The organism is Paenibacillus sp. FSL R7-0163, from assembly GCF_037969975.1.
GTDB lineage: Bacteria > Bacillota > Bacilli > Paenibacillales > Paenibacillaceae > Paenibacillus_AQ > Paenibacillus_AQ odorifer.
The window spans coordinates 106570-120608 of record NZ_CP150224.1; the positions used below are offsets into that span (position 1 = coordinate 106570).

A 14039-nucleotide genomic window follows, 5' to 3' on the forward strand; every position below is an offset into this window, starting at 1 on the left:
GCCGCGCTGACATAGATAAGGACTATGACGAAGAGAGTAAGCATTATAGCGGATCTTAACAGGGAAGGCGTGCCGGAGACTGAGAGCACCCTCATGAGACGATTAATGCCGAAGTTCACTTCCGAGTCGGCCCCTGAAGTAGTTTGTCACAGGTTGTGGCAGGTATGAGTAGGGAGGCCCGCGCCCCGCGTTACCGGGTGAAAGACAGAATTAATTCTTAGTCAGGGGAACATGAGATTCTATTCCTTTGTGCTAGTATTCGGGTTAATTCTAAATAAGGGTGGTACCACGGCTCCTCGTCCCTTGCGACGGGGGGCCTTTTTGTGTTCCAAATTATAACAAAAAGAGGGAGTGGAAGGGTAATGAGTAACGTGGAATTGGATGTTCTTAGAGGTCGTCTGGATGAAATTAATGGGCAATTGCTGGAGCTGATCTCCGAGCGGGCTAAGATTGTTCAGGAGATTGGAGGAGTAAAAGAAAAACAAGGTGTCCCTAAATTTGATCCAGAACGGGAAAAACAGATGCTGGATAAGCTCGTAGCGAGCAACAATGGCCCTTTCACTAACGGGACGATCCGTAGCCTCTTCAAACAAATTTTCTCAGCTTCTCTGGACTTACAAACAGATGATCATAAAAAAACTTTACTGGTAGCCCGAAAGAGCCACAAAGAGGATACAGTGATTGTTCTGCCGGGAGATGTAACGGTTGGCGGTGCTTCTTCACTGATGGTAGCCGGTCCTTGCTCCGTGGAAAGTGAACTACAGACTCGCACCGTAGCTGCCGCCCTGCAAAAAGCCGGAGTACGTGTAATGCGTGGTGGTGCCTTCAAGCCTCGGACTTCACCTTATGATTTTCAAGGACTGGGAATGGACGGTTTAAGAATATTACGAGAAGCAGCAAATGAATATGGACTGCTGACCATCAGCGAAATTGTAGATCCAAGACATATTGAAGAGTCACTTGATTATGTGGATATCATCCAGATCGGTGCACGTAATATGCATAATTTCGAGCTGCTAAAAGCGGTCGGAGAAGTCGACAAGCCGGTGCTGCTGAAACGTGGATTGGCTGCCACACTCGATGAATTCATCCATGCAGCGGAATACATCATGTCTCGTGGAAACACACAGATCATGCTGATTGAACGTGGAATTCGTACCTATGAAAAAGCGACCCGCAATACGCTTGATATCTCAGCAGTGCCAATTCTCAAACAGGAATGTCATTTGCCAGTATTGGTTGATGTAACTCACTCGACAGGCCGCAAAGACATCCTTATTCCATGTGCGAAAGCCGCACTCGCAGCTGGAGCTGACGGCATAATGGTGGAAGTGCATCCTGATCCTGCAACCGCATTGTCTGATGCCGCTCAGCAGCTGAACATTGATGAATTCAACACCTTCTTTAATGAAGTGAAGGCTTCCGGATTGTACCGGTAATCTAGAAATATAGAATTTGCATGATATTTTAAGGATTCGCTAGAAAATGAGGTGTATAAGCGCTTACAAGTCTAACTAATCTTTTTGTGAAGGTGAAGGTGGGTCGAGTACAATAAGCAACATTAGCGTTGCACCGGCCCCGGGTCTTTTCTGACAAAAGATCCACACATTTTAATAGTCACAGGAGGAAAATAGATTTTGAAGCAGCTTACCTTAAATAATGGGTGGTTTTCTAACACTCGAACCGATATTTTATCGGGGATGACCGTAGCCGTTGCGCTGATTCCTGAAGCGATCGCTTTTTCGATCCTGGCGGGAGTAAGTCCGATGGTTGGTTTATATGCCTCTTTTTGCATTGCGATTGTAACGGCACTTGCCGGAGGCAGACCCGGAATGATCTCGGCGGCTACGGGAGCTATGGCTCTGTTAGTCGGAAGTCTCGTACTAGAACATGGAATAGAGTATCTGTTCGCGGCAACTGTATTGGCTGGCGTGTTTCAGATATTGATGGGGATGCTAAAGCTGGGGCGGTTTATCACCTTTTTGCCACAGCCGGTCATGACGGGTTTTGTCAACGCGCTGGCGATACTAATTTTTATGGCACAGCTTACCCATTTTAAAGGACAAGGCTGGGTGATGTACGGACTGGTAGCTCTGACCTTGCTTATTATCTACACGGTTCCTCGGTTTACCAAAGCCGTACCTTCAGCACTTGTAGCGATTGTTATTGTTTCTATTCTTAGCATCGCTCTTCATCTGGACGTAAGAACCGTAGGCGATATGGGGAATATTACAGCAACTTTGCCACTATTCCATCTCCCGCAAATCCCGTTCACGCTGGATACGCTGCTTATTATTTTGCCATATTCACTTTCGCTGGCTGTAGTTGGGCTATTGGAATCCCTGATGACTGCCACCTTAATAGATGATATTACGGGCACAGGTAGTGATAAGAACAGAGAGGCGAAGGGACAGGGGCTTGCGAATGTAGTCACTGGTTTTTTCGGAGGGATGGCAGGCTGTGCGATGATTGGCCAATCGATGGTTAACATGAAGTCAGGAGGACGCACGCGTCTGTCCACGTTTGTATCAGGGATCTTTTTATTATTCTTAATTATCGTACTTGGCGATGTGGTGAAGCAGATCCCGATGGGTGCGCTCGTCGGCGTAATGATTATGGTCTGTATCAGCACCTTTGAATGGGGCTCACTCAAAACTTTAACCCGTGTTCCGCTAAGCGATGCGCTGGTTATGATTGTGACGGTGGTCACTGTGGTGGTTACGGACAACCTTTCTATTGGGGTTTTGTTTGGAGTTCTGCTAAGTGCTTTAACGTTTGCTTGGAAAATAGCTTCGATCCGCCTAACTGTTCAGGAAGCAACCTCTTCCAAAACATATGCGGTATCCGGCCAGTTGTTCTTCGGCACGACAAGCCACTTCATTCATGAATTCGCCTACGATAGCGATCCGGATCATATTATTATCGATTTTTCACACTCCCATGTGTGGGACCAATCCGCTGTCCATGCCATAGCGAAGACGATGAGCAAATACGCCGAGCATGGCAAAAAAGTCACCATTACCGGACTTAATGACCAGAGCTCACAGCTGGTTCAGCGGGTGGGATTATCCATATGAAAAAAGATTGCGTTATATGCGCGATCTTTTTTTTATAGCAGATATTAACTGAAAGAAAGGCCAGCAAGGTTTTACTTTGGGTTTAAAATAATATAAAATATAAAGTGGATAATGTTTATCCGCTTTATACGCGGATGGTATTATCTACAGTTTGAATCAAACTATTTACGTAAATAGAGGTGCTGTACATGCATATGAAAACAGGGGTAGAGCAGTCGGTATATGCACTGGTTCTACTCAACATGCTGCCGGATAAGGCGGTGTTGTCTGGGGAAGCGATTAGCCAGCAGCTCGGAGCATCGGCGACCTATTTTCAGAAACTGTTAAGAAAGCTGGTAACCGCAGACATCATCACGTCTGTTCCCGGCATTAAAGGCGGTTTTAAATTAAAGAAAAGCCCTGAAGATATTCGTGTATATGACGTTTACCTCGCGGTGGAAGGCCAGCAGTCGCTGTATTCATCGAATGGTATTCTGGTAGATATGTTGGATTTAGAAAAAGAAGACAGCTGCTGCCTGTTATCGAATCTGATGGAAGAAGCTGAATCCTCTTGGAAAGCCGTATTAAAGCGGGAGACTATTGCTTCGTTGTCGGAGGAAATGCGTGGTGAACGCTTTAAAGATAAGATTGCAGCCCTAGAGGAATGGGTCAGTAATAAAATGGTCATCTAACCAAAGAAGGGATGTATTCGCATGAGATTAAGCATATTGGATCAGGCACCCGTGACAAGCGGCAACACTGCGGAAGGTGCCCTGAATAAAGCAGAAGAACTCGCCATTTTAGCAGATGAGCTGGGATATAGCAGAATGTGGATGGCAGAGCACCATGGCGGAAATACATTTGCTAGCTCAGCTCCGGAAGTAACGGCTGCCCGTTTAGCCGCCAAGACCAACCGTATTCGAATCGGCACCGGCGGTGTAATGATGATGCATTATTCTCCGCTTAAGCTGGCTGAAGTATTTAAAACGTTAAGTGCTTTTTCCCCGGGGAGAATTGATTTTGGTGTGGGACGAGCTCCTGGTGGCGATACAAGCGCCATGTACGCTTTATCTGAAGGCCGTGAGTTAATGCTGCATAATATGTATGACAAGCTTGGCATTACCATGCAGCTGCTTAGTGATCAGATTCCGGAAGATGAGCTATATGCCAAAAATCTCGCTGCTCCAACGAAGGTGGCGCTCCCAGAAGTATGGTTGTTAGGCTCGAGCGGCAATAGCGCGCGAAAAGCTGCACAAATGGGAGTCGGATACTCCTTCGCACAATTTTTTAATGGTGCGATGAGTAATGAAATCTTGGACCATTACCGGAATAACTACCAGCCTTCTATCTTTATGGACAAACCAGAGATCAGTGTATCCTATATGGTGACCACAGCAGAAACGAAGGAAGAAGCTGAGTATGAAGCATTACCGCAGGATATTTTTCGGTTGATGATGAGTAAGGGCCGGATTACTCAGGTGCTGACACCAGAAGAAGCTCAGAACATTTCGCTATCGGAAATTGACCGGATGTCAATCAAGGAAGGGCGCAAGATTCATTTAGTTGGTGCGGTTAAAGACATCGCCGTACGTTTGCAAGAAGAACAAGCACAATATGGATTCCAAGAAGCAATGATATGCAGCATCCCACATTCGCAGGAGAAACGGCTAGAGGTTTACCGGCTACTGGCGCGTGAACTGCTAGGCTCTTGATTCTGGATAGCTAACCTTAACCCGCATTTGATGCGGGTTTTTTGTATGCCAATTTAATTTTTTTGATCGAAGTAGGTCCTCAAAAGACAATAAATTAACCCTCCCGCCTCCTAAAAGTAACATTTGAATGTCTAACTTCATCTATGATTAATGAAAGATTTAATTTTAAAAGAGGTTAGGAAGTGATCAAGGATGTTTCCTTTACATAAATCCGTTACGCTGACAGCCTTGCTTCTAATGAATCTGCTGGCAGGTTGCCAACATCAGGTGGACCCATCCCCCGCTCAATCGGATAACGACTACCACACCTCAAGACCGAAGCCAACAAACACCGCTGCTAACCTCATTAAGCTGGAGTGGAAGCTGGTGGATACAATACCCATAGTCTCTCAACTAAGTGCTCCACCCACAGGCGCTACTTTGATTACAGAGAAGAAGCTGGAGGATTTTGGAGGAGTCAAAGTGAGTGTGTATACGATGGCTAGTGACGAAGACTATGTGTATGCCAGAACTTCTACTTCCAAAGGACAATACAGTCTAGGGGCGATAGGAACTTATAATTATCGTCAACCGGAGGATATCAAGGTAGAAGTAGTGCGGCTATTTAGCGAAAAGGTGTTGAAAATCACCGGGGGACTAGGAGCAAATAACTCGCTCAGTAACTATTATTTAATCGACGAGAGCGGTAACCCCTCGGGTTTGCTGCAAATTGATACCGGACATTCCAAAGAGCTGGATGTTGATCAGGATGGATCTTTTGAGGGTGTAGCCGCACATGGAAATCCGATGAGTGCCTATATTTACCGCTGGAATGTTGATCACGCTGAGATAACTTTCGTTAATGATGCTTTAAAGGCGGACTCCGTGGTGCTAACGGATGAAGGAATATATGAAGCTTCTAATATCGGGGACAAGCAGAGCAAGAAATTCCGGTTGACCGTAGAAGGACTGATCCCAGAGCGGTAACGCCATGACCACTGCTGTTGAAATATTTCCTGCGACCATTTACCCTAAACCTCCGTATAGACGGTTAAGCTTGAATGATTATCCATAATCTAGGAGGGGTATTGGATGAATATGCAAATGAATCCGAAATTGAAACAGCTGCGTCCGGGAAAAATAGTCACCGGTATTGCAGCGGTGCTTATTGCATTGTTGATCGGCGCGAACTCTTTTGTATCTGTGGAATATGGGCATGTAGGTTTATACAAAACCTTTGGTAAATTAAATGACAATACATTGTCACCCGGCATTCATTTTAAAATTCCATTTATTCAGACGGTGATTCAGGTCAATACACAGGTAACGAAGGCGGAGACCGATACTTCAGCCTCTTCAAAAGATCTTCAGCCCGTGTCCACACATGTGGCGGTGAACTATTCCGTAAATAAGGCTTCCGCCTTTAATCTGATGAACAATATCGGAGGTAATTTTGATAGTGTAATTATCAATCCGGCCATTCAAGAAATCGTTAAAGAAGTGACAGCCAAATATCCAGCAGAGGATTTGATTACGCGTCGTGATGTAGTGTCGAGTGAGATCAGTGAGCACTTAACCGCTAGGCTGGCAAAATATGACCTGATCGTCAACGATATTAACATCGTTAACTTTAAATTCTCGGAGGCATTTAACCAGTCGATTGAAGCAAAGCAGGTCGCCCAGCAGCAGGCGCTGAAGGCCGAAAATGATCTCCGGCGGATTGAGATTGAAGCGAAGCAAAAAATCGCCCAGGCGCAAGCAGAGGCTGAATCTTTAAGACTTAAGAAGCAAGAGGTTACACCTGAGCTGGTGCAGCTGAAGCAAATTGAGGTTCAGGAGAAAGCGCTGGAAAAATGGAACGGCGTGCTGCCATCTGTAACAGGGGGAGCCACACCTTTTGTGGATGTTCAATCCCTGACTAAATAATTCATTATTGGGTTTCTGATTTATTTCCTCTGATGAAAAAGCCCTACTTCTATAGAAGTAGGGCTTTTTATGCTATTAATATTGATAAAGCATCGTAGGAATTTGCCAGCCAGCGCCAACTGACCAAAAGAAGACATAATCGCCACGTTTGATTCGTCCGTCCTCGACTCCGCGTTGAAAGGCGATAAAAGGACTGCTTGTGGCTGTGTAGCCGAACTCGTCGCCTACATAAATGAACTTTTCTGCGGTTAGCCCAAGTCCGATTTGGATGAGCTCGATATTTTTCAGTGAGAATTGTGAAAGGCAGAATGCAGAGATATCATCCGTAGTCAGACCGTTGCGTGAGAGAAGCTCCTTCATATCCGCTATAGCCGCATCCACACACACTGTACCGTCAAAAGGGGTCCACCGTATCCGAATCTGCTCTGGGGTCATACCCTCTTGATAAATATTCGACAGGCCGCAGGCCGGGAACATAATATTTTCGGAGCCTTCAGAATCGGTGTAATAAAGGGAATCTATGAAGCCTGCATGCTCACTGCTGCGCTCTAGAATCACTGCTGCTGCGGCGTCCCCAAAGTTAGGGTAAGTAATTTCATCATCTGTATTGCAGTTCACTGAGCTGTAGTCGCTTCCTACAACGAGTGCGTACCTGATGCTGGGATTGGCTTGCATATAACGACTTGTCTGCTCCACGGCGGAGACCATTCCTGCGCAGTTAGCATTGGAATCCTGCGTAATGGTCCGGTGTTTACCTTGAAGCATACGGTGTAGGAGAAGTGCATTGGTAGGATAGGTGTACTCTGGCGTCTGTGAAGCGAACATGATCATGTCCATATCCTCACCTTGCAAATTCGCTTCGCTAAGCACTTTTTGGGCAGCCTTTAATCCCATCGTCAGAGCATTTTCACCCTGTTCTTTTACGATGTATCTCCGGTCGCGACCCATGACTTCTAGGAATCGTTTGATGTCCTTGCCCATACTCTGAAAATGCTTCAGATAATATTCGTTATCTACGATATGCTCTGGGTGGTAATAAGCAGCTTGGCGAATCGCTATATGTCCCAAGTGGCGCCTCCTATGCTTCAATAATTTCGTAATTTTCTAATTTCGTTGCCCGTGCCACTCGGCTTAACTGCATTTTTAGGACAGGGCTTTTGGCAATAATAAAGGTTACTTTTTTAAATCCGGATTGTTTGTACAGTATGTAGCATTGCTCAAGCATGGGAAGTGTGTCCTTTGAGGATACATTCAATGTCTTGCAATCTAGGATGATCTCATATTGTTTCGGGTCGAATGCACTTATGATTTGGTTGTACTCATTAATGAAACGTCCTGCATCTTCTGGCGACATAGTTCCTTCGACTTGTACATTCAGTTTTTGATCTGTAGCATTTGTGGCGAAATTGAAGTTTCCCATTTTTGATTAATCTCCTCCTAAGTTTTATCTAAGAAAAATTTTGATGAATAGGATAAAAAAACCTATTTATCTAAGGCTATTATCGTATTTTTAATTGGGAAAGTTTAGGGGATTAAACCTTTATTTTTTTAAAAAGATAATTTAGGGAATGAGAAACTACTTAAAATCCATAAAATCTGCACAAATTAAGGTTTGAGGTAGGCATGCCCACCCTGTTTGCTTTGCAAAGCACAGTTCTATTGGTATGATTACAGAGATGAAAAAAACTACTATCCAAATCATGGAGGAATAATAAAAATGAGCGAAATTACACTATCGGGGATCATTGATCATACACTGCTTAAAGCAGATGCACGGAAAGAAGACATTATTAAATTGGCGGAGGAAGCTAAAACTTATAAGTTTGCTTCTGTTTGCGTAAACCCTGCTTGGGTAGCTACTGCCCATGAAGTGCTGAAAGATACGCCTGAGGTTAAAGTATGTACAGTAATCGGCTTCCCGCTGGGATCATCGACAACAGAGAGCAAAGCATTCGAGACTACCGATGCTATCGCTAAAGGTGCAGGCGAGGTGGATATGGTCATCAATATCGGAGCATTAAAAGATGGCAACGATGAGTTGGTTAAACGTGATATTGCAGCTGTTGTAGATGCAGCGCGCGGCAAAGCCCTGACAAAAGTCATCATTGAGGCTTGTCTGTTAACGGAAGAAGAAAAAGTTCGTGCCTGCAAGCTATCTGTTGAGGCCGGAGCAGATTACGTAAAAACATCCACTGGATTCTCTACAGGCGGGGCAACGAAAGAAGATATCGCGCTTATGCGTGCTACAGTTGGACCTAATATCGGTGTAAAAGCTTCCGGTGGTGTACGTAGTGCAGAAGATGCACATGTAATGGTACAAGCAGGTGCAAGCCGTATTGGAACTAGCGGTGGTGTAGCGATTGCTAAAGGCGAAACAAGCCAAAGCAATTACTAAGCCGAAGGGCTGAATCGGAAGCGGCGAGTGAGGAGGACAAGCTCATTCGCCGCTGTCCTGATTCAAGCTATTAACCGATCAGCTTGATTAGCGATTGTGTTTTATACATAAGTTTGAGGTTTTTATAATTTATATTGAAAGCGTTATCCAGTAGGTAGAGGACACTAGCAGAAGCATTTGACCAAAGTACAATAATTCACACCGGAATAATGAGATTTTTTTCTTTTCAAATGACGTGGTTTGTGAGAGAATGGGTACAATTCAAAATTGTTAATCATTTCTATACTTAATTATAGGGGAGGAAATACCTATGTCAGAAGATCGCAAGCTGTCGTTTGAAACTTTGGCTGTCCATGCAGGCCAGGAAATTGATCCAACTACTTTCTCACGTGCTGTACCGCTTTATCAGACCACTTCCTACGGGTTCCGTGATGCTGATCATGCAGCGGATCTGTTCGCGCTTAAAGAATTCGGTAATATTTATACTCGGCTGATGAACCCAACTACGGATGTATTTGAACAGCGTGTGGCAGCACTTGAGGGCGGGGCAGGTGCGCTTGCTACAGCTTCCGGGGCAGCGGCTATTTCCTTTTCCATTCTAAATATTGCGGGCGCTGGGGATGAAATTGTATCTGCAGCAAGTCTATATGGCGGAACTTATAATCTATTCTCGACAACACTGCCTAAGCTTGGTATTAAGGTACATTTCGTAGATTCGGATAATCCTGAGAACTTCCGTGCTGCGATTACAGATAAGACCAAAGCCTTGTATGCAGAAACAATCGGCAACCCACAGGGAAATGTTCTGGATATTGCGGCAGTTGCAGCGATCGCCCATGAACATGGGATTCCTCTCATCGTAGACAATACGTTCCCAAGTCCATATTTATTGCGTCCGATTGAGCATGGCGCGGACATTGTTGTCCATTCGGCAACCAAATTCATCGGTGGACATGGTACATCCATTGGCGGGATTATTGTTGACGGCGGTAAATTTGATTGGAAGGCAAGCGGTAAATTCCCAGGTCTTACGGAGCCAGATCCAAGCTATCATGGAGTGGTTTATACGGAAGCGGTGGGCCCGATTGCTTATATTATTAAAGCCCGCGTTCAATTGCTTCGCGATTTAGGGGCGGCGATTTCTCCGTTCAACTCTTGGATGCTGCTGCAAGGTCTGGAGACTCTTCATTTGCGGATGGAACGTCATAGCCAGAATGCGCTGAAGGTAGCGCAATATTTGGAGGCACATTCAGATGTGGAATGGGTAAGTTATTCGGGACTTCCTACGCATCCATCTCATGAATTGGCGCAAAAGTATTTGCCTAAAGGCCAAGGTGCGATCCTTACTTTTGGTATTAAAGGTGGAAGTGCTGCGGGACGTAAGCTGATTGAGAATGTGAAGCTGTTCTCTCATTTAGCGAATGTTGGGGATTCCAAGTCATTGATCATCCACCCAGCGAGCACAACTCATGCACAGCTGTCGGATGAAGAGCAAATCACAGCCGGAGTAACGCCGGAATTGCTGCGTTTGTCGATTGGGACGGAGTCCATTGATGATATTATCTATGATCTGGAGCAAGCAATTGCTGCCAGTCAACAATAGAAGTTTATATTTCGAAAAGCATTACTGCTCTGCGGTAATGCTTTTTTTGTTGCCTAAAAAAGTTGGAATATTCATCAGATTTGGCAACGCTTGCATATTTCAGGTGTGGCTCCCGTATTTATAAGTGAGGTAGGTAAATGAAATGTCGGTCGCTTATGTTATATAGCTTGGCATACCGGCAGCAATCCAAAGATAAAGGGTGGGTGCGAGGATGAAGGGTGAACGTCAGCAGGATGGTTTGCGGAGTAGTGAAGAGCGCCCGTTCAAGTTCATGTATAAGGCTGGTGATCGGACTGTGGGAATGGAAATGAGCCAAGCTGGATCCGTAGCCTCCGCTGCCGCAGAATTTATCGCTGGAGTAGAGCAGAGGGATGTCATTGAGCCTTTGAAGCGGTCTTATTTTAAGCGGCCGGGGGAACCATCGACATTCCTAGTGCTGCGTGAAGGAAGAGAAGAACGTCTTGCTGGACGGGAAGGAACAAGGACTGTTCAAGCGGGCCCGTGTTTGATAAGGAGTGAGGAATGGCTGCTGGAACCAGAGCTGTTCTGTCTTTATGAGAACTGGTTATCTAGCGAGGATGAACTGCAAACAGCGCGTATTCTGCAGCGAATCTCTTATCGTCTGCGTGCAGCTGTTGCCGAGCTGCTCGAATCGCCGGATGGCGAATGGGCAGCGGTCACCCTGCTGCATCCAGAGTCACTTGCGGTGGCGCAGCCCGCCAAGCTTGCCGCGCTTCAGGACGCGCAGCTCGAAGCGCTGTTCGCTGCGGTGACGGAGAGCCAGCGGCAAGGCGGCGATTGCCGCCTTGACCTGCTGGTCGCCTACACCGCAAGCGCAGCCGAATTCGCCGCAAAGCGCGAATTCATCGAAGACGTGGCCGATCAGACACTCGGCCACGCTTATGCGGCGGCATGCCGCATCGGGGCGCTGATCGCGCCCGATGTGGAGCCTGTCGCCGCTGCGGAAATCGCGCGTATCGCCGATTTCCTAGTGCTGGACGGCGCGGCGGGCGAACACGCGCCGGAAGAGACCGCCGCGGAGGAATTCGCCCTGGCGGCGGGGAAGATCTTTGCCGCCGTGACGAGCGTGAAGCCGGCGGCGGTGGTGCTCGCCGCGGGGACACCGGCGGCGTCGGCTTTGGCCGATCTGTATCAGATCGGGCTCAGCGGGATCTTTTGCAGCGCCGGTCAGCGGACCGAAGCGCTGCTGAGAGCGGCCTGCCTGATCTGGATCGCCAGGCAGCGAGAAACGCTGGATACTGCCGCCGGGGGAAGGCAGTAAGCTTTTTCTGATGAACGATACGGTGCAGTTCATATAAGAATCGAAAAAAGACTTCAGAGCAGCGATTATCCGGTTATCGGAGAATCGTTGCTTTGTTTTTTTGGTCGTTAGCGGCCTGCTTCAACAGCGTACATATATCCCTTTACTCAATCACTATACTCAACCTCCGTGCTCAATACTGTACTCAACCTCCGTACTTAAACTAATCTGCACTCATGCTTTGCATTTAAACGCCGTACTCATACCGGGTACTCATACCATGTGCCCAAACACCGCACTCAACCTCCGCACTTAAACTAATCGTGCACCTCTGCACTTAGACTAATCAACACTCAAACTAGGCACTAACCTCCGCACTCCTCCGCCCCCCGATGCTTAAGGACCCAGATGACGCTATTTGCCTGATTTTAGCTTTTTAAGCATGGTTTCGGACACCAGAGACACTATTCGTTAGGAAGAGGTACATATTTGGTGCTTTTCAGGTCAATAGCTGCAATGGAGTCCGTTAGAATACCAAATGTGTTTAAAATCAGCGATTAGGGTCAGCTGAGTCCGATAGTAGCAACATACGCGAGCAACTTGCATCATACGTTCATCACTCGTGTCGTATTCATACTTTGCGCTCAACCTCCGTACTCAACCCCCGCACTCAAACTAATCTGCACCGATCCTTTCTACTATCACCAGTAGCTACAGACAACATTAGTTTTAGGACATCCACATACGTTCCCAGCTTCTCCTTACATTTTACATAAACAGGATAATGACAGTGAAGGCTCGAATTTTATTAGCATCTTGCTGAATAGGGGTGCTGTAGATGTCTACAAATTTTAGAGTTGGCCTGCAAAAGGTCGTAGATCATTCTTACGATATTGAGATTGGGGAAGGTCTTTTTGGCGCTCTGATCGAGGATTTGAAACATGGAATTGTCGAGAATGTAAGCAAATTCGCGATTATTACAGATTCAAAAGTTGAAGCCCTGTATGGACAAGCCTTGCTGGAACAACTGCATCAGAATGATTTTCAAGCGGAGTTATTTTCTTTCCCTGCTGGAGAGAAGTCTAAAACCCGAGAAACGAAGGCACAGCTGGAGGACCGGCTATTAAGCCGTTCTTACGGACGAGATTGCTGTATCCTTGCCATAGGAGGTGGAGCGGTAACGGATTTGGCAGGTTTTTTGGCTGGAACATTTGGTCGGGGAGTGCCAAGTTTGAACTATGCAACTACCCTTTTAGCAGCAGCGGATGCTTCTATTGGTGGTAAAACGGGCGTGAATACACCGGTTGCAACCAATCTAATTGGTGTTTTTCATCAGCCTAAAAAGGTCTACATTGACCTAGCCACTTGGAGAACGCTTCCGGTACGTGAGCTTCGTAGTGGGTTGGCTGAAACAATCAAACATGCCTGCATCGCGGATGCTGATTTTTTTGAGTTTCTTGAACAGAATATGGAGCGAGTGGTCTCCTCAGAAGGCGAACTTGTATTAGATCGAGAGGTTTGCGAACGGATTGCTTTTCATAATTGTGAGATCAAGTATAGCGTGGTGGAAAAGGATGAACTGGAGAGCAACCTGCGCCAAATTCTAAATCTGGGGCATACTGCTGGCCGGGCGTTAGAGGCATTAAGTGGTTATGAATTATTACATGGTGAGGCTATTGCGATTGGACTCGCCGTTCAGGTGCAGCTGGCAGAGCAGTTGGGGTATGTAACGGCTGACCAAACTCAGCGTGTGATTGCTTTGTTGAAGAAGGCGGGACTTCCGACTGAAATACCAGCAACCATTACAAATAGAATGCTGATTGATAAGATGTATACGGATAAAAAGGTTCGCAAAGGGCGTATACGGTTTGTGTTCCAAGCTGGAATTGGAGCGATGAAGTCTTTTGAAGGTGGAGCTTATTCGACGCCAGTCGAAGAGCAATTCCTATCCGAGCTTTTAAATAAAATACGCAGCTAAGAGAGGAAAACGTTAGTTTAAATTTATGACAAATAGCCTAGAAGGTAGGGTTTACTTTTTCGTTCAAGGTGGTATTATTAAAATATAAGTTGCACTAAGGAAATATAGTTGTACTGTTGCAACAATGAT

The 14039-nt window shown here is 46.2% G+C and carries 12 protein-coding genes; 10 read left to right on the forward strand and 2 right to left on the reverse strand.

All coding sequences use genetic code 11. The features are described from left to right. Window positions 1–362: 362 nt before the first annotated feature. The 6 genes from NST45_RS00445 (at window position 363) to NST45_RS00470 (ending at window position 6673) form a co-directional block, all read left to right on the forward strand. Window positions 363–1439: a bifunctional 3-deoxy-7-phosphoheptulonate synthase/chorismate mutase gene (locus NST45_RS00445; protein ID WP_339824529.1), complete on the forward strand. Its 1077-nt coding sequence runs from the start codon at window positions 363–365 to the stop codon at window positions 1437–1439. A 261-nt stretch (window positions 1440–1700) separates the two neighbouring features. After that, window positions 1701–3077: a SulP family inorganic anion transporter gene (locus NST45_RS00450; protein ID WP_254857101.1), complete on the forward strand. Its 1377-nt coding sequence runs from the start codon at window positions 1701–1703 to the stop codon at window positions 3075–3077. 188 nt (window positions 3078–3265) lie between these two features. Then, on the forward strand, window positions 3266–3748 hold the full coding sequence (locus NST45_RS00455) for an Rrf2 family transcriptional regulator (protein ID WP_076137019.1): 483 nt from the start codon (window positions 3266–3268) through the stop codon (window positions 3746–3748). 21 nt (window positions 3749–3769) lie between these two features. Further along, entirely contained in the window at window positions 3770–4768 is a 999-nt protein-coding gene (locus NST45_RS00460) for an LLM class flavin-dependent oxidoreductase (RefSeq protein WP_076128737.1), read from the forward strand. 192 nt (window positions 4769–4960) lie between these two features. Continuing rightward, on the forward strand, window positions 4961–5734 hold the full coding sequence (locus NST45_RS00465; protein ID WP_076308758.1) for a hypothetical protein: 774 nt from the start codon (window positions 4961–4963) through the stop codon (window positions 5732–5734). Window positions 5735–5839: 105 nt separating this feature from the next. Then, the gene (locus NST45_RS00470; RefSeq protein ID WP_339824534.1) at window positions 5840–6673 is read left to right on the forward strand and encodes a prohibitin family protein; all 834 of its coding nucleotides are present in this window, start codon (window positions 5840–5842) and stop codon (window positions 6671–6673) included. Between the two features lie 75 nt (window positions 6674–6748). Here the strand turns inward: NST45_RS00470 and NST45_RS00475 are convergent, their stop codons facing one another. Together NST45_RS00475 and NST45_RS00480 are read right to left on the reverse strand one after the other, a co-directional pair. After that, the gene (locus NST45_RS00475; RefSeq protein ID WP_076277142.1) at window positions 6749–7741 is read right to left on the reverse strand and encodes a ketoacyl-ACP synthase III; all 993 of its coding nucleotides are present in this window, start codon (window positions 7739–7741) and stop codon (window positions 6749–6751) included. A gap of 10 nt (window positions 7742–7751) precedes the next feature. Further along, on the reverse strand, window positions 7752–8093 hold the full coding sequence (locus NST45_RS00480; RefSeq protein WP_076185444.1) for a hypothetical protein: 342 nt from the start codon (window positions 8091–8093) through the stop codon (window positions 7752–7754). A 297-nt stretch (window positions 8094–8390) separates the two neighbouring features. On the opposite strand from NST45_RS00480, the gene deoC reads away from it, so the two are divergent. The 4 genes from deoC to aroB all read left to right on the forward strand — a co-directional run bounded on the left by deoC (window position 8391) and on the right by aroB (window position 13910). Beyond that, window positions 8391–9068, forward strand: coding sequence for a deoxyribose-phosphate aldolase (gene deoC, locus NST45_RS00485; RefSeq protein WP_036680262.1), 678 nt, complete (start codon window positions 8391–8393; stop codon window positions 9066–9068). Between the two features lie 310 nt (window positions 9069–9378). Then, window positions 9379–10671: a homocysteine synthase gene (locus NST45_RS00490; RefSeq protein WP_036680260.1), complete on the forward strand. Its 1293-nt coding sequence runs from the start codon at window positions 9379–9381 to the stop codon at window positions 10669–10671. Window positions 10672–10882: 211 nt separating this feature from the next. Further along, window positions 10883–11953 carry a hypothetical protein gene (locus NST45_RS00495; protein WP_339824538.1) on the forward strand — a complete coding sequence of 357 codons (1071 nt, stop codon included), beginning with the start codon at window positions 10883–10885 and terminating at the stop codon, window positions 11951–11953. Window positions 11954–12770: 817 nt separating this feature from the next. Then, on the forward strand, window positions 12771–13910 hold the full coding sequence (gene aroB / locus NST45_RS00500) for a 3-dehydroquinate synthase (protein ID WP_339824541.1): 1140 nt from the start codon (window positions 12771–12773) through the stop codon (window positions 13908–13910). Window positions 13911–14039 lie beyond the last annotated feature (129 nt).

Coding starts and splice junctions, on each gene's coding strand:
- NST45_RS00445 (WP_339824529.1), top strand. CDS start 363: ATGAGTAACGTGGAATTGGATGTTCTTAGAGGTCGTCTGGATGAAATT.
- NST45_RS00450 (WP_254857101.1), top strand. CDS start 1,701: ATGACCGTAGCCGTTGCGCTGATTCCTGAAGCGATCGCTTTTTCGATC.
- NST45_RS00455 (WP_076137019.1), top strand. CDS start 3,266: ATGCATATGAAAACAGGGGTAGAGCAGTCGGTATATGCACTGGTTCTA.
- NST45_RS00460 (WP_076128737.1), top strand. CDS start 3,770: ATGAGATTAAGCATATTGGATCAGGCACCCGTGACAAGCGGCAACACT.
- NST45_RS00465 (WP_076308758.1), top strand. CDS start 4,961: ATGTTTCCTTTACATAAATCCGTTACGCTGACAGCCTTGCTTCTAATG.
- NST45_RS00470 (WP_339824534.1), top strand. CDS start 5,840: ATGAATATGCAAATGAATCCGAAATTGAAACAGCTGCGTCCGGGAAAA.
- NST45_RS00480 (WP_076185444.1), bottom strand. CDS start 8,093: ATGGGAAACTTCAATTTCGCCACAAATGCTACAGATCAAAAACTGAAT.
- deoC (WP_036680262.1), top strand. CDS start 8,391: ATGAGCGAAATTACACTATCGGGGATCATTGATCATACACTGCTTAAA.
- NST45_RS00490 (WP_036680260.1), top strand. CDS start 9,379: ATGTCAGAAGATCGCAAGCTGTCGTTTGAAACTTTGGCTGTCCATGCA.
- NST45_RS00495 (WP_339824538.1), top strand. CDS start 10,883: ATGAAGGGTGAACGTCAGCAGGATGGTTTGCGGAGTAGTGAAGAGCGC.
- aroB (WP_339824541.1), top strand. CDS start 12,771: ATGTCTACAAATTTTAGAGTTGGCCTGCAAAAGGTCGTAGATCATTCT.